Annotated in this window: 12 protein-coding genes and 3 pseudogenes; 7 read left to right on the top strand and 8 right to left on the bottom strand. The window is 47.4% G+C overall.

What is annotated here, in order from left to right; all coding sequences use genetic code 11:
* The first annotated feature begins 141 nt into the window (after positions 1–141).
* A protein-coding gene (locus ACW5W8_RS16415) for an IS3 family transposase (RefSeq protein WP_302247783.1) occupies positions 142–1,346 on the top strand; the annotation gives its coding sequence in 2 pieces (ribosomal slippage) (positions 142–460 and positions 460–1,346; 1,206 coding nt in all).
* A gap of 20 nt (positions 1,347–1,366) precedes the next feature.
* On the opposite strand, the gene tnpA is transcribed toward ACW5W8_RS16415, so the two are convergent.
* Positions 1,367–1,720, bottom strand: coding sequence for an IS66-like element accessory protein TnpA (tnpA, locus tag ACW5W8_RS16410; protein WP_498628807.1), 354 nt, complete (start codon positions 1,718–1,720; stop codon positions 1,367–1,369).
* A 171-nt stretch (positions 1,721–1,891) separates the two neighbouring features.
* Between tnpA and ACW5W8_RS16405 the strand changes: the two are divergent.
* A pseudogene (locus ACW5W8_RS16405) lies at positions 1,892–2,095 on the top strand (integrase core domain-containing protein); the annotation flags it as partial.
* A gap of 34 nt (positions 2,096–2,129) precedes the next feature.
* On the opposite strand, the gene ACW5W8_RS16400 reads toward ACW5W8_RS16405, so the two are convergent.
* Positions 2,130–3,845, bottom strand: a complete 1,716-nt coding sequence (locus ACW5W8_RS16400; protein WP_498628805.1) for an ABC transporter substrate-binding protein — start codon at positions 3,843–3,845, stop codon at positions 2,130–2,132.
* An 895-nt stretch (positions 3,846–4,740) separates the two neighbouring features.
* Between ACW5W8_RS16400 and ACW5W8_RS16395 the strand changes: the two genes are divergently transcribed.
* Positions 4,741–5,826, top strand: coding sequence for a threonine aldolase family protein (locus ACW5W8_RS16395; protein ID WP_498628803.1), 1,086 nt, complete (start codon positions 4,741–4,743; stop codon positions 5,824–5,826).
* Between the two features lie 1,210 nt (positions 5,827–7,036).
* On the opposite strand, the gene istB is transcribed toward ACW5W8_RS16395, so the two are convergent.
* The 4 genes from istB to ACW5W8_RS16375 form a co-directional block, all read right to left on the bottom strand.
* Positions 7,037–7,807 carry an IS21-like element ISAeme17 family helper ATPase IstB gene (istB, locus tag ACW5W8_RS16390; protein WP_099994263.1) on the bottom strand — a complete coding sequence of 257 codons (771 nt, stop codon included), beginning with the start codon at positions 7,805–7,807 and terminating at the stop codon, positions 7,037–7,039.
* Positions 7,804–8,817, bottom strand: coding sequence for an IS21-like element ISAeme17 family transposase (gene istA, locus ACW5W8_RS16385; RefSeq protein WP_498628801.1), 1,014 nt, complete (start codon positions 8,815–8,817; stop codon positions 7,804–7,806). Before istA ends, istB begins: the two co-directional genes overlap by 4 nt.
* A gap of 245 nt (positions 8,818–9,062) precedes the next feature.
* A complete protein-coding gene (locus ACW5W8_RS16380) occupies positions 9,063–9,359 on the bottom strand; it encodes a putative quinol monooxygenase (RefSeq protein ID WP_498628813.1) in 297 nt (98 codons plus the stop codon).
* A 265-nt stretch (positions 9,360–9,624) separates the two neighbouring features.
* Positions 9,625–10,218, bottom strand: a complete 594-nt coding sequence (locus ACW5W8_RS16375) for a hypothetical protein (RefSeq protein WP_498628799.1) — start codon at positions 10,216–10,218, stop codon at positions 9,625–9,627.
* 220 nt (positions 10,219–10,438) lie between these two features.
* Here ACW5W8_RS16375 and ACW5W8_RS16370 point away from each other — a divergent pair.
* From ACW5W8_RS16370 to ACW5W8_RS16355, 4 genes and pseudogenes are all read left to right on the top strand, one after another.
* Positions 10,439–10,567 (top strand): annotated as a pseudogene (locus ACW5W8_RS16370) (IS630 family transposase); the annotation flags it as partial.
* Between the two features lie 421 nt (positions 10,568–10,988).
* The gene (locus ACW5W8_RS16365) at positions 10,989–11,462 is read left to right on the top strand and encodes a DUF3011 domain-containing protein (RefSeq protein WP_498628797.1); all 474 of its coding nucleotides are present in this window, start codon (positions 10,989–10,991) and stop codon (positions 11,460–11,462) included.
* A gap of 336 nt (positions 11,463–11,798) precedes the next feature.
* Positions 11,799–13,001 (top strand): reprolysin-like metallopeptidase, encoded by a 1,203-nt coding sequence (locus ACW5W8_RS16360; RefSeq protein WP_498628795.1) that lies wholly within the window; start codon positions 11,799–11,801, stop codon positions 12,999–13,001.
* 24 nt (positions 13,002–13,025) lie between these two features.
* A complete protein-coding gene (locus ACW5W8_RS16355) occupies positions 13,026–13,553 on the top strand; it encodes a hypothetical protein (protein ID WP_498628793.1) in 528 nt (175 codons plus the stop codon).
* A gap of 202 nt (positions 13,554–13,755) precedes the next feature.
* Here ACW5W8_RS16355 and ACW5W8_RS16350 read toward each other — a convergent pair.
* A pseudogene (locus ACW5W8_RS16350) lies at positions 13,756–14,669 on the bottom strand (IS5 family transposase).
* 191 nt (positions 14,670–14,860) lie between these two features.
* A complete protein-coding gene (locus ACW5W8_RS16345) occupies positions 14,861–16,057 on the bottom strand; it encodes a tyrosine-type recombinase/integrase (RefSeq protein WP_498628791.1) in 1,197 nt (398 codons plus the stop codon).
* Between the last annotated feature and the right edge of the window lie 174 nt (positions 16,058–16,231).

Genomic DNA, 16,231 nt, shown 5'->3' with positions numbered 1-16,231 from the left:
TTGAAAGGCTGGGGTATCCATGATGGTAGACCTCAAGGTGATGGCCTACTTCAAGCTTAGCCTTTCAACACGTAATTGGGACATAGCCTTAACTTAAGAGGTAGTCTTGGAACTATGTTCAGTACTAGTCGCAACGAGAAGATGGTCGAAGTGTTAACAGGGGCTGAGCGCCGTCGACGCCGAACTCCGCAGGAAAAGATCTCCATCGTGCAGCAGACCTTTGAGCCCGGAATGACCGTCTCTCATGTCGCTCGCTTGCACGACGTCAACGCCAACCAGCTTTTCAAATGGCGTAAGCAATTCCAGGAAGGCTCTCTCACGGCGATCACCGCCGGTGAGGATGTTGTTCCTGCCTCAGAGTTGGCTGCTGCCATCAAGCAGATCCGAGAGCTCCAGCGTCTGCTCGGGAAGAAGACCATGGAGAACGAGATCCTCAAAGAAGCCGTGGAGTATGGTCGAGCAAAAAAATGGATTGCGCATGCGCCCTTGTTGCCGGGGGACGACGATTAAGTGCTGTGAGCCAGGCCCTTAATGTATCGCGTGCGCAGCTATCCGTTCGTGTTCATCGAAAACCAGGTTGGCAAGATGGTCGTCATCATCGCCAGCATGATGATGCTGCCTTACTTGGCCGGATCATGGAGGCGATGGCTGAGCTTCCCTCCTATGGCTATCGCCGAGTCTGGGCGCTGTTACGGCGTCAGTCAGAGGCAACACGACAGCCTGTGGTAAACGCCAAACGGGTATATCGCGTCATGCGCGATCATGGACTGCTGCTGGAAAGAAAACCGGCTGCACCATTGACCCCGCGGGCACATAAGGGGCGTGTTGCCGTCAAAGAGAGCAATCGACGTTGGTGCTCAGATGGCTTCGAGTTTCGCTGTGATAACGGTGAAAAACTACGAGTCACGTTCGCCATGGACTGCTGTGACAGGGAAACCTTGGATTGGGCTGCCAGTACCGGGGGTTACGACAGTGACACGGTGCAAGATGTCATGCTGAGGTCTGTCGAACGTCGCTTCGGGGATTCGTTGCCGGCATCACCGGTGGAGTGGCTGACTGATAATGGCTCGGCGTATCGAGCCCATGAGACCCGCGCGTTTGCACGAGAAATCGGGTTGGAGCCCAGAACGACTGCGGTGAGAAGCCCACAGAGCAACGGTATAGCGGAGAGCTTCGTCAAGACGATGAAGCGAGACTATATCGAGATGATGCCGAAACCAGATAGCCGAACAGCGGTAGGCAATTTGGCCATCGCGTTTGAGCATTATAACGAGCACCACCCGCACAGCGCCTTGGGATACCGTTCACCCCGGGAATTTCTGCGCAGTCGGGTATCACAACCCTAAGCGGGAAAAAGTGTCTGGATCTATGGGGTCAAATCCACCATTGCACGCCCCAGCCGTATCTCTATGGTGCCGGATGGTGTCGGTTCAGAGGCTGTATCTGGCGTGAGCGTTTCGGGCTGCGGGGTCGGCGGCAAGAAGAACTCCGTGGATGAAGGGGGCAACACCAGTTCAATGGGATATAACGCAGGGGCTTCGGCTTTGGCATCACGTCGCCATTTGAACAAGAGGTTTGCATTGACCCCGTGCTCCTGTGCGAGTTTTGAGACGGAGACGCCGGGCTGGTTGGCGGCCTCGACAAGCCGCAGTTTGAATTCTCGCGAGTAATTGGCTCTGCCTTTACGGCTGCTATTGGTACGGCTATTGGTGTACACCATTTTTGGTTCCCACTACTTTTTAGTGGGAACTACTTTGTCCACAACTGCCTCCATTCACCAGACGGTAGTAGCTGGACGCTTACTTTGAAACGCTATATCGTCAGGGAACTCTACCCTTTGATCTTGGCCGATTTAGCTGACTCAGCGCGAGCCTGTTGACATAGGAGCGTCAACGCCCCGATGGAACGGTTGTTCAGAAGCCTGAAGTCAGAGTGGCTCCCGGCTATGGGATATATGAGCTTGCGAGAGGCAAAACGAGATATCAGTTATTACCTGATGGATTACTACAACTGGCGGCGTCCACATCAACACAATGACGGGATACCGCCAGCAAAAGCCGAGGTTCGGCCTAACCAAGTGTCCGGATTTAGTTGACCACTACAATATGCAAGTAACGCAGCAAAAAGGGCTAAGGGGTACAGATATTAATCCCAAGTTGGGGCTCATCAAGCCAAAGGTACTTGAAGGAACAGTACCCCTGAGGGTTGACAATAACACCTTTCAGACGTGGATCGAAGATAACGTGTTCCTCCTGGCGAAACAAAGGAAGATAACGGTATTGGCTACAGAGGTGAGCTTCTTGCTGCAGTAAGAGCCCCAGTCGTTCTTCAGGGCGGCAGCGTGAGATGTGAGACCTGAGGTTTTGGACAATTTTTTTGTGTTCTTTATGGCCTATCGCCATGGTGACTCCAATACTAGATATTAGTAGCTCAAGTAATCCCCATTCTCCCTGACTATCGAGTACTTCACCCAGTAATACCAAATCGGCATTCAATAATAGTGATGCATCATTCAACGCCCCCGGAAGAGGTTGCCAATCGCACTTGACGCCAAGTTTGGTCAAACTCTGCTCTAGCCACTGTCGTTGAGGTTTACTGCGATCTGTGTCGGGAGCAAATATGCGTAATGGGCGTCTGAGTTGTGACCAGTCCCGTGATTTGAGACAAGGGGAGGGAAGCATATAGCCACCAGGAAATATTGAGTTTGCAACGATCAAACCAGTTGCGTTGTAACGCTCCTGTTCAAGATGATGCCATAGTGTGCAGCGTCGTTTTTCATCACGCCACAAGGGACTCATATGGTGAAAAATAAGATAGAAGCAACCTGCAGTTTCATGACTTTTGTTGACTGAATGATATTCTCGACCCTGCTTGGGATTTGCACGAAGCCATAAGCTGGGCTGCTGGTTCGATGGAGGGATATTCCAAATTTCGATCTGTTCCAATTGTGGTAGTGTTCCCCAATAGTAATCGTGACGTCTCAGGATGAGATGATGTTCACTACGTTGATGCAGCTTAAATGGACCAGTACCAAAAGGGGCGAAACGGCCCAAAGAATCACATGCTCCTTCACTGGCAATGATCTTGCTGTGGGGGTTGGCAAGGAGTTGCAGCAAAAAGGGGTCAGGGTTGTTCAGGCGAACTTCCACTTTTAGTGGTGATAGTGCTCTGACACTATTGATGTGTGAATATAGAAGATGGTGTTGACATGAGTGATGTCGCAACCGATTAAGAGAGCGCACGATATCATCAGCTTCCAGTAAGGGGCCATGGTGAAACCGTACCCCATTACGAATCCAGAAGTACCAACAGTATCCTTCTTCTCGTTCTTCCCAGTGGTGTGCTAGAGAGGGAAGTAGTGAGCCATCAACAAGTGAGACTTCAAGCAACCCGTCATAAAGGTGGTCAATAACGTGTAAGTCACTACTTTTGTTGCTTTGTGCCGGATCAAGTTCGAGAATATGTGATGATAAAGGAATTATAATGCCATCTGCACAGTGGCGCTGTTGCACCATTTGACTGAGCAGAGCGACAAAGTTGGCAGTAGATCCTATTTCTTCAAGCAGCGCCATTGCCTGGTCGAGCTGACCACACTGACAGGCCTCCTGAGCCTCTTCATACGTTAGCTGATGAAAACTATGTAGCAAAGTGATATGAGAGCGGTTACCTCGTCCCTGACCTGGTAACCATGTGACCCAGCCAGCCTCAACCAGTGCAGCCAAGATTAGCTGAATGTTACGTCGGGAACAGCAGAAAATTTGCTCCAATTCATCGAGGGAGGTCTCTCCCTGACCTAGTGGACCCAATCTGTTCTCCAACTGCTGCAGGCGTCGTCTTAGGTTCATGCTCGCTACTCTCTGATTAAAGGTGTAATTTGTTTTACCACCTTTGCAATTTTACTACACATCTTATTTCGTCATGCTGCTTTCAACCCATTAAAGGAAATCATCATGAACAACCATATATATCCCCACCATCACTGGCTGAAAACCAAAACCCATGATCAACATCACATCATCGTTCATCATTTGCCTTCTCCCAAATTAGGGTTAGGGGGGATATATAGGTTATTTGGATGGCTATGGGGTCAGAGGCGCATTGCTAAGGTACCAAGGGGGGACACTATTGATGCTCGCTATCAGGCAGATGCATACAAAGTGGATTGCCCCTCAATAGTTGAGTAGAGACATCCTGTCCTAACTGGGTCTGTTTGAAGTTTTCCAGAATATGTCTGTGGCGTTGTACCCGATTCTACAACGCTTCAATATGATCGACAATATCGGATTGAGTCAGCTCGCGGGTTTCGTATCTCCGTTTTCTGACGTGTTCTCCTCTTCAGCGAATTAATACACCATCTGTGCCAACACATTGACACGTGTATATCAATAGGTTCACGCAAAATCGACCTAGTTCTTAAGAGTAGAGCTCACTGATGATATAGTGCTTCAAACAACGCTGAACCTCTTCCGAAGATAAACCTTGTGAACAATAGCATCCATTGTGATTTTCCAATTGTGAAGGATATCTGACCTAAATCATGTTATTCATGAACTATACTCGACTACGTAACTATCACAACGATGGGATATAAACAACACACAATGTCATAATGTTAATGTCAAACTTATGGTACCATTTTTTGGTAGTTAGATAATAAATAGCATTCATTCTGGATGGCTTATGTCTATGTTATCTCGACTTTACCCCCTATTTAATAATTTTTCGAATAAGGAGTTCATAATGTCAGACCATTTGCGTCAGCAATGCCATACCATTATACCTGGACACCGTCTTTTGAGTGCTGCAGAAGAATTTGCCGCGATGGCAACTTGGTGCAGTAAACATGAGGTCTATCACGATACCTATGGTAAAGGTGATCTAATTGAAAGATTTGAGTGCGAATTATCCAGTTTGCTTGGCCAAGAGTCTGCTTTGTTTGTCATGACAGGCACACTGGCTCAGTCTATTGCACTACGTTTAGCCTGTGAAGGAACAGCGCCCCCAATAGTTGGTATGCACCCAACTTGCCATATTCTCAAACACGAAGAGCAGAACTATCAGTTCAATCGCTGGTTCATAGCGCAGCCACTTGGCAATGCATATCATCCTTGGCTTTTAAACGATCTTGTAGCCTCTAGCGGACCTCTGTGTGCAGTACTTTATGAGCTACCAATGCGTGAAATAGGGGGACAACTGCCTGATTGGGAGGAGTTACAAGCTATTAGCTGCTGGTGCCGTGAGCAAGGCATTCATTTTCATATGGATGGAGCTCGGCTATGGGAAGCCGCAGCGGGTTACGGTAAGCCAATAGCTGATATCGCTGCCCTATTCGACACTATCTATATCTCGTTTTATAAAGGAATAGGGGCTCTCGGTGGTGCCATGCTACTTGGCTCCAAGGCGTTTATCGAACGAGCGCGTTTGCAAGTCAAACGTGAGGGGGGTAATGTTTATCACCGTTCACCTTTTGTTGTATCGGCTGCCATGCAGTTAGCCCAGCGTCTGGCTATGATGCCTGCTTTACTGGAGCGCACTCGTAAGATTTACCAATTGTTGAAACCTCTTTTTCCTCAACTTGTATTTAATCCATCCGAACCACAGGTCAATCTGTTTCATCTACATCTTCCAGTCACCGCAAATCAGGCTAACCTGATCCGAGACGAGTTGGCTCGTGAATATGGAGTCTGGTTCTGTGGTGGTTTCAATCCCAGCATGTTACCTAACCATAGCTATTGCGAAATCTATGTTGGCGATAATTTACTGAAAATGGATGACGCGCAAGTTGTCACGATATTCAATATGTTAGTTGAGTGCCTGCCAACATAGCAACGAATAGAAACAACAGCCGTTAGGGAAAGGCCTGATACTGATCATGGAGTACTGCCTCTTTCGCCACTATTAAAGTTCCGTCAAGTACTAAAAAAGTAAGTATTAGGTACAAAATGGCGAATTCAAACAACAAAAGCATCTTGAAAAAACATCGAAATACTCTAACTTTGAATAAAATAATTTGCTAAAACGTATCAAGGTACAACATATGGCCAAAATAATCATTGTTGTGAATGATTCGTCCAATTAGTGTGCATAATATTGAGTTGTGCCGACTATGAAGTCATTTATGCTATTGATGGTGTAGATACTCTATCAAAAATGAACCGGAATTTTATTGGCTTTATTGTTGGGGACTTAAATGTCCCCAATATGGATGACCTGTTGTTTATTGAAAAACATGGGCAATATCAAGTTGCACAAATATACCAGCGATATTAACGACATTCGATGTAAATGAAAAGATAAGTGAGCGGTGTAAAAGTATAGATGTTAATTATTTAATAAAAAAGCCTTTCAATGAAGATGCATTTATTGAAATTGTAAATAATTCTGTGTGTACTGTTCTAAATAGCTGTTCCGAATAGTGGATCACCGGAGGAAGGGAACTCAGTCCAGTTTGTGCGATCTGATTAGTCGCCAAACTGTACAGAACTAGTTATCACCTGACATTGGCCTCAAATGAATATTTTTGCCGATTATGAACACTAATTCCACAGCGCCAGCTCTCCCGCCTTGAGGGCTGTCACAACTTGGTTGCGCTGATGCTGCATATTCCGGACTGCTCAAAACCAGTTTTCTAGTGTCGAATGAAGGCCCCATTGGTTAACAACTATTCGACTGATGTTGACAATTTGAAATGATCATTACGCCGAGACTCTGACTTTTTACCGCCAAAACGGGTCCTTAAAGTGTAAGCGTCCAGCGAAGGCCGTATTGACAGGGGGCAGGTTATTCAGCAGGTAGAGCAATACGCCTTACTAACCTGGTTCACCGGCCAGTCTGCGAGCGTTAGAGAACTTGGACAGCAGTGTCAGAGTCTTGAGCAAGGCGCTGGAACACTGCAGAGCGCGCAAAGCTGATAAACGAACAGGCTAAGGAGAGCAAAAAGTTGGAATTATCGCTGGAATATGTGTCAACGCCGACCGAAAACTGATCCACTCTGGCTAATTTCGCCGATTGAAAAGTGATCCACCCGGACATGGGGTTAATTGGTTTTGGGTGTGGCCCCCGCTTTGCGTTTCTCTTTCAAACGATAGCTTTCACCGCTGATCTGAACGATGTGTGCATGATGTAACAGCCTATCGAGCATAGCTGCCGTCAGTGTCTGATCATCGGCAAAGGTGCTGGCCCACTGGCTAAAGGGCAGATTGCTCGTCAAGATCAGGCTCCCTTTCTCATAACGTTTGGCGATCACATTGAAAAACAGGTTTGCTTCCTCACGCCCAAACGGCAAGTAGCCTATCTCATCGATCACCAGTAAACGCGGCCCCATCACGACACGGCTGAAGTAGGCATTAAGCCGCTCCTGTCGTTGAGCTGCTTGCAGCTGCAACATCAGGTCTGCTGCGCTGATAAATCTGGTCTTGATGCCAGCCATCAGAGCCCGATAGGCCAGTGCGATGGCAAGATGCGTCTTGCCCACTCCGCTTGGGCCCAGCAGCACTATGTTTTCGCTACGCTCGATAAAGGCCAGACTGGCCAACTCCTGCAACTGGCTGCGAGGTGCGCCACTGGCAAAGCCGAAGTCGTACTGCTCCAGCGTTTTGACCACGGGTAAAGTGGCCAGTTTGAGCAAGGTCTGGCGGGTGCGCTCGGTCCTCAAGGTCTGCTCTGCGTGCAGCAACCACTCCAGATAATCGGCGAAGCTCGCCTCCTCGTTGGCCGCCTTCTGAGCTAGTGCTGACCACTGGGCAGCAATCCCTTCCAAGCGCAGCGCCTGACTCAGGGCCATCAGGCGTTCATGCTGCAAGTTCATACGTTCACCTCCAGCAGGTCTTGGTATACCGATAGCGGATGCTGCAAGCTCTCCAGTGGCATGGGGCGCGCAGTGGCCGTGGTGCCGGGACTAACGGGTAGCGCCTGTGGCAGGGGTAGAAAATGAGGCAGCTCTTGTTGCAATCGGATAGCCGGGACTTCACCGGTAGTGCCATGGCTACGCTGGTTGGCGATGTCTTGCAACCAGGGGCCGATATGGGCATTGGCGGTTGACACATCTAGCGCCAGTCCTGCCTGCTTGAGGGTGGCTGCCAGTGGTGTGACAAAACTGCGCTTGAGGTAGCCGTTGAAGCGCTCGACCTTGCCTTTGGTCTGGGCCCGGTAGGGACGGCAGACGCGGGGGCGAAAACCGTACTCTTCGGCCAAGGCGAGCAGGGCCGGGTGCCAACGATGGTCACCTTCACCATAGGCATCCCGCTCGCGGATGATGGTGCTGGCATTATCAAATAGCACCTCCTGCGGGACCCCACCGAAGAAATGACAAGCCTCACGCAGTCCGGTCAACCAGGCATCATTACGTTCGTGATCGAAGAAACGGACATAGCTGGCGCGGCTAAATCCCAGGGTAGCAACAAAGGCCTTTAGAGGCCGATTGCCGCGGCGGATAATGGTGAAATCGACCTGCATCTGTTTACCGGGGGCCGTTTCAAAACGGACGACGGTGCCAGAGGCGTCATGGCGCAGAGGAGATAACCAGGCCTTGAGCTGGGAGAGCCCGCCAGTGTAGCCATGCTCTCGCAGTTCCCTGAGCAGAACCGTCGCCGGGATCCAGTGTGGCTTCGCTGCCTGGATACGCGCTTGCAGATAGGGTTTAAAAGGATCGAGCTTGGTTGGTCGGGCTGCTCGGCTGGGATAGATTGGCAGGCCCGGGTTGCGCAGATACTTGCGAACCGTGTTACGGGACACCCGCAATTGCTGGGCGATAGCCCGGATGCTCATGCCCTGACGGGCCAACACTCTGATTTCCACTGATAACTCCTGGGTCAACATGGGTGTGGCTCAAAAGCCACGATCTTGGCCCAGGTGGGTCAACTTTACTCCGGCGTTAGTGGGTCATTTTTACATCGGCGGTGACAAATATGAGCGGTATAGAGGGCTTGAGCTGTAGCTGCCGCGCGTTGCTTGGCAGCCCCAAGCCCGCGGCGATAGACTGTGCTAGTCGCCGCCGTTCGGGGGCTGCATTAGTGCTTTTGGTCTTATTGGTACACCGCAATAGCAGGTGGCACAAGGATAGTTCAGGCGCTCAGTGGCTGATAGCGGCGAATACTGCTACTGGCAAACCAGGGCTCGGCCTTGGCGATAAATTCGGTAAAGTGAGGCTGGCCCTGATGGCGGGTGAGTGCCGCTTCACTCTCCCACACCTCGTAGAGCATCCAGCTGTGGGGATTGTCCAGATCCTGATGCAGCTGATAGCGCTGGCAGCCCGCTTCTTGCAGGGTGGCCGCAATTAGCGGCTCAAGTGTGGCGCGAAACAGCTCGGAATATTCGGGTCTGGCTTCAAGCTGGGCAATCACAATCACAGGTGATGACATCATGAACCTCCTTGGCAAAAACGTAGGGTCAGTATACCTGCCGTGACTTGCTGGAAACAGGGCGCTGTTCGCAAAACAGTATTGAGGGGCGAGCAGCAATCCGGCAGCAAGACACTACTCATGCCATCAAAAAGATGGGTGCTCCAAATATCCCCTTTTTGTGACACACTAATAAGCGAGTTGCCGCCACCCCAACATTACTCCCAGGCTCAGCAAAGCCATCACCATCAGAGGGAGAACGCCGAGCAAGGACCAATAAAGCGCATCAGTATTGGACCACCCGGTACTTGCGCAGCATCCATCCGGCCTCGCCGGCTTTTAGCTTGTACTGGACCTGCCGAGTTCCACCAGTCGGCCTCGCGTTGGTATCGCCCTTGAGGTAAACCGGGAAGCGGCGGACCAAGACGCCTTCACCAATGAGGAACTCGTCGTGCCCCATGTAGCCTTTTGTCACCGCCTCCCCTTCGTCTTCGAGCTGCGGAAGGGTGATCGGGATGACCGACCGGTTGCTGTTCGATGCGAACGCGATCAGCGAACCAATGGAGCCGCTCCCCGCAGAGGTGACATAGATATAGATTTCCGGGAAACCATCTGCGTTGAGATCATCCACCTCGACACCGGTGATCGTTCCGTCAGCCTCAACCGCTTGCTCTCCGAGCGTCTTCTCGTCCACCAGCGCACGCACCTTAACTATATTTATCGAACTATCGTTGGGGCTTTCGACTTGGAAGGTCACCCCTTGTAGTACCTGCTGTGCGAAGAACGGCTGTGGTGATACTCCCGCTTCAGCGTGGAGACTGGCTACCATCGAAGCCAGTGAAATGATGAGGAATCCTACGTGCTTCAAATTATCGTTCATCTTTATCACTCCTTTTTGGGGTTTTTACGCCGTAATCCCCGATTTTCCGTCTAGCCAGAAAAAGCAGCTCTGGTGCGGGGGGCGTAAAACGGTTGTTTCTCTACAATCAGCCTAAATAGCTGTTCCGAATAGTAGATCACTGGAGGTAGGGAACTCAGTCCAGTTTGTGCGATTTCATTAGTTGCCAAACAAAACAAGCTACACCCAAAGGACTGAGTTGATGCCTATCCTACCACTCCTGCCACGACCACAACGGCGCCGCATTCACAAAATGATCCATGCTCCGCGTGATAAAGGACATGCTCGTCACTTGATGGCCATCTTGCTTTTACATGAAGGACGTACGGTCAATGCAAACGAATCAACTATTTAATTATCATAGTCTTAATATGGTAAGGTGCAATATACATATATACATATATACATATATACATATATACATATATACATATATACAGATATACATGTGTGTATGTTCAATCGTCCTGTTCAATAATTAATAAATTAAAATAAATTAAAATAAATTAAAATAAATTTTGGGTGGTTGGGTGTGTGAGGTAATAAAAAAGCAGTTTCAATGCATCTTGCTTGCTGTATATTCGCATGGTGTAGTATGATTGATGGGGTGAGTAAAATGAATTAATATCTTTTCTGGTTATTGTTGACAACTTGAAGCTTGAAGCACAATAAGTGTAAATTTTAACTTCAGCAGAAAATCTGCACGATTAAATTTTTCTTAAATTTCCATTAACAAACCCAAAGGGTCTATTATGAAAAAATCAATTATATTTGCGATCACACTTATGAGTGGATTATCTGTCCTTGCATTCCCTTCTACTGCGGAAGAATTGGCTTGTTCATCTGATGGTAATTTTAATCGCTGTCCATTACCTAGTGCAGATAAAATGAAGGTTAAATTGACTCAAAAGCTGGAAGGTACCTGTAAAAAAGACTACAGTTGGGGAGCTGACAGTGATGGTATTTGGGTTGATAGTGGATGCAGTGCCGTCTTTTCGTATAAAAAAAATAATTCTAGCGCTACATCAACCATGCTCCATAAAGAAAGTTTGTGCCCAAGTGGTATGGATGGAAATAATTGTGAATACTTTAAAGATGGGCTCAAAGCTGGAAAGGAAGACCGTGCTGCGGGGCTAAGTAATGCATATCAGCGTCATAGTGATAGTTTTGATAGTCGTTTTGAATCATCCTTCTCAAAAGGATATGAGCACGGATGGCGTAATTAATGAGACTGTAAATAATTCTGTGTAACTGCCACACACTAGTCGAACGGGCTGTACAGATATAGTTATCACCTGACGCCGGCCTCAAACCGGTGTCTTGTTTACACTGCTTTTTATTATTTTTATTATTTTTATTATTTATTGCATTTATGTCGCTAGTCCATATTTAATGACAAGTCATATGTCAGTGTGACATCAATATGTGTGCACATTTGTATGTATGTCTGAATGTCAATCAGCTGTTATGGCGAAAAAAAATCTGCTTAGAGGGAGTGAGTTCTTTATGAGAAAAAACCTAAATAACCTTATGTGTATATTTTTATTTCTCACGATTTCATTTTGTTTTTTTATCATAAGATGGCTCTTTCGGATGAGGTTAATGTTCCTCAAGTTAATTTATCGCGAGATGTTTTTGAAGTTGATTTATATATTGCTTTCACTGATGGTGCAAAAAGGTTATTGCCTACGTCTGCAGAATTAGCTGCGCAGCATGATGTCGATAAGTTAAACTCCATATTGGAAAATAGTGGCATTTACAATGTTTTTTTTAAATTGGTTGACGTGCAAGAGATAGACTCTGATGAGTTTGAACTAGCTTCATCATCATTACAAAAATTAGATGATACATTAAATGCTGTATATGATTGTAAAATAAAGTTGAAAAAAAATGGCACCTGCCTTCCTGATTCTGTCAAGTTGGCACATGCAGATACATTAATAGTTTACACTGACTATATACAGGACAATGCAATTGGAACTAGCAATGGCAAAGATATTATTATTTTGGGAAAAGCTGCATCAGCAACAACATTTGCTCATGAAATAGGGCATAACATGGGATTGATGCATACAACAGAAGATGCAGTAAATGCTGGAAAACATAAATATGCAGCTGGATATGGTGTAACAGGATTGTTTGCAACAATAATGTCTTATCCTTCCGTGTTTAATACCAATGAAAGGCTATTTGTTTTTTCTAATCCATACTTTAAATGTCTTGGTGAACCATGTGGAGATGCAAATATAGCTAATGCTGCAAAACATATTATTCTATTTGGTGCGGAACGACTAGGTAATAACGAAGAGCCTAGAGCAAAGATTTCAAAATTTGAAAATATCAACTATCAACAAATAGAAGGATCTTATCTGTCAAAAACTCGTGAATTAGAAAGGATGATTCAAAAATTAAGAATGCCGATTCATGATTTGGCAATGTTATGCAATAACACCTCAGTACTAAACGATGCAGAAAATGAATGTACAGATAATGATGTGGAATCACTCTCTGAAGTTAAGTTGGCACAGTACAATCTGAATAAATTAAAAACAAAGATTGCTATACATAACGTAGAAAAATATGCTACTGATTACAATTCAGTAATAAATGAAATTGGAGGTAATTTACAGTCTATTATATCAAAATGTACAGCTAGACAATGTAACAATGAAGAGCTTAAGGCATATGTTAAATATGATATGGCAAGATATTTTTTTCAAAAAAGTCGTGCCGACTTGTTTAGCGGCCTATATGAGCCAAAGTAGAATACTAAACTAGGAAGAGAAAATATGAATACACGTTCCATAGCCATAGCCATAGCCATAGCCATAGCCTTAGGTTATGGCTTCTATGATGGTACTGAACCTAATAGAGACACACACGCAATTAATCTGAAAGTTAATATAAAAAAAATAGACAAAAAAGCAATTGTTAATGATAGGCAAAAAAAATATCTATTAGATAATTATAAACCATTTAATGAGAGAGTAATGGCGGTTGATAAGTGGGACATATATGATGGTAACGTTTCATATGCTGAAAAGGTCACGTCTAACTTAGATCAGAGATGGTTTGGAGATTCGATAACGATCGAAACTCAAAGCAATAAAAAAATAATAGTTAATTCCGCGCCGGCATATACTTCAAATGGTAATGTATCGACATCAACAAGAACTGATGATGGGAGGCTAGTTGTAATTACAAAAAGAGAGAATGCCGTATACATGACTATAGAGGATGGCCAAGAGTTAGTTCTGGTCGATGGTCAAGGATGGATATTTAAAAGAAACTCTCCAGACTCAAATAGTGAAGGGTGATGTTAGCAATATTTGTACAGATCTAAATAGCTGTTCCGAATAGTAGATCACTGGAGGAAGGGAACTCAGTCCAGTTTGTGCGATCTCATTTTAGTCGCCAAACAAAATAAGCCATACCCAAAGTGTACAGGTCTAGTTATCACCTGGGCGTTGTTTCCCAAATCAGCCAGCAAGTCATGACTTCCCCAGCCCCGGGTGACCGCTACACTCGGGGCTTTCTTACAGGCTGACCAAGGGTGTTCAGTTTGTTTATCGCGCTCACATACGCCATCACTTCTCCCACTTGACCATTGTATTTTCGCAGGGTGATTTGGCCTGCCATTAACTGTTTGAACCGGAACATAGCTGTCTCTGCCAGCGAACGACGGTGATACCCCGATATCTTCTTCCAGTGCGCCAGCCCTTCCTTGCGTATCACCTGCACCGCCTCATTTCTCGGATGGCCTTTTTTCCATAGCCCTGCGTTCTTGCGAGGCGGGATACACGCCGTCGCCCCTTTACGCGCAATCAACCGATTGCTGGCTTTGCTGTCATAGGCGCCATCCGCGTAAACACGCCCCAGCTTGCGACGCAGAGGATTGAGCAAGGTCGGCAACACCTCTGTGTCATGCACATTCTCCAGCGACACTTCTGCCGCCACGATATCGTGAGTCACCGGATCTACCGCCAGACGCAACTTGCGCCAGACTCGACGTTTCTCAGCGCCGTGTTTTCTGACCTTCCACTCGCCTTCACCAAACACTTTCAGACCCGTCGAGTCGATAACCAGGTCGGTAATGCGCCCCTTAGGGGGCTGCCGATAGGCCACCTTCACTGTGCGTGCTTGCTGACACAGCTGTAGTCCGGGGCACACAGCGGCACATTCATCAGCTCGAACAGGGAGTCGAGTAGCCCCTGAGTGGCTCGCAGCGTGAGGCTGAAAATCCCTTTGAGCATCAGAAAGGTACAGATGCTCTGGTCGGTGTAGAGCTGGCTGCGCCTCCGCCGCCCATGATGGTCGTGGTGAAACCAGTTGCTCATGGCCTCGGCATCAACCCAGAAGGTGAGTGAACCACGGTTAATCAAAGACTTGTTGTATTGAGGCCAGTTGGTGATGGGGTGAAGCGACTTGCCCATGATGCAGACTTGAAGAGGATGGTGGTGATCAGATCACTGGGTTTTCAATTAGTTCCATTCAAGCTGCATCGATTTAGGAAACAACGCCGTCGCAAACCGTATCAGTTCAGTTCTTGCACAACCCGGGGGCGTCCATGGGTAAAAAATATATGAAGCGACCTTAACAGGCCGCTTCTTTCTTAATCTGCTGGTTAGGTTCTGGATACAAATTGAGCCCACGCTTCCATCATAGGACGCCGTTTATCCAGTAGGTCAGTACGATGGTATGCAGCTTCTACCTTATTTTTAACTGTGTGGGCTAACGCTCGTTCAGCGAGATCCCGCGCATAGCCTTGCTCGCTGCACCAGTCTCTAAAGCTGGAACGAAAGCCATGTGCAGTTGCCAGACGGCCAGGATTAGAGCTTGGCGCTTTTACCCGTCGCAAAAATGTTGTTAGTACCATATCTGATAGGGGGACCTGATCGCGGGGTGAAGGGAAGACCAATTCATCATGCAACCCCTGTAATCCCATCAGGATCTCAGCAGCTCGAAGAGATAACGGAACGCGATGCATTTGTTTGGCCTTCATTCGTTCTGCTGGCAAGGTCCATATCTTTGCTTCCAGATCTACCTCTGACCATTTCATGGCTCTCACTTCACCTGAGCGGCAAGCCGTCAGGATCAAGAACTCCAACATTAAGCGGGTCACATCGTAACGTTGTGTTGTCTTCAGATGCTGCTGAACAAAGTCGGGAATATCACGCCAGGGCATAGCTGGCTGATGCTCGGTACGTACGGCTTTACTGGGTTGTAGTGGGAGTAAGTGATTGACCACATCAACCGGGTTTGCTTGACAGTGACCGTGCGCCCAGCCCCAAGCCATTACCGCATGAAGCCGTTGTTTCACTCGGCTGGCAGTTTCAGGGATCTCCAACCAGATCGGCATTAAGACCTCAGCGATCTGCGCAGGAGTGATGGCAGAGATTGCGTACTGGCCAATCATGGGGAATGCATACTGCTCGAGCGTCGAGATCCACTGTTTGCCGTGTTTGGGGTTTTTCCATCCAGGTAGCAGTTTGGAATGAACTTCCCGAGCAGCAGCCTCGAAAGTTGGGATAGAGGGTTTGCTCTCCTCTGCACGTTTGAGCTCGAGAGGGTCAAGGCCATTGGCGAGTTGCTCTCGCATCTTCTGCCCTTGCTTGGTTGCATCGGCTATGGATATCTCGGGGTACGAGCCAAGCCCTGCATTTCTGCGTTTACCGGTTACGGGGCTAACATAACGAAGCACCCAGTTGCCACGGCCTTTAGCCGTCGACGGATGAAGTGCAAGGCCTGTTACGCCACCATGTGCAATCGCTTTGTCATCTGGCTTGAGATTACGTGCTTTGGTATCGGTAAGAAGTGCCATAGGGAAGATTCCTTGAGAATGTGGCATGCCATGGACTATGCCATCCATTGTGCCATTTAGAGCGGGATAGTGTCATTTATAGTCGGACGGCGTTGGACTAATTTTCCTGTAAGATATTGATTGTAAGTGGATATGTAGGATGCGGCTGGCTTTTGCTGGACTTAATTCAGGCGG

The organism is Aeromonas aquatilis, assembly GCF_054052405.1.
This window is presented reverse-complemented; position numbering and strand designations above follow the sequence as displayed.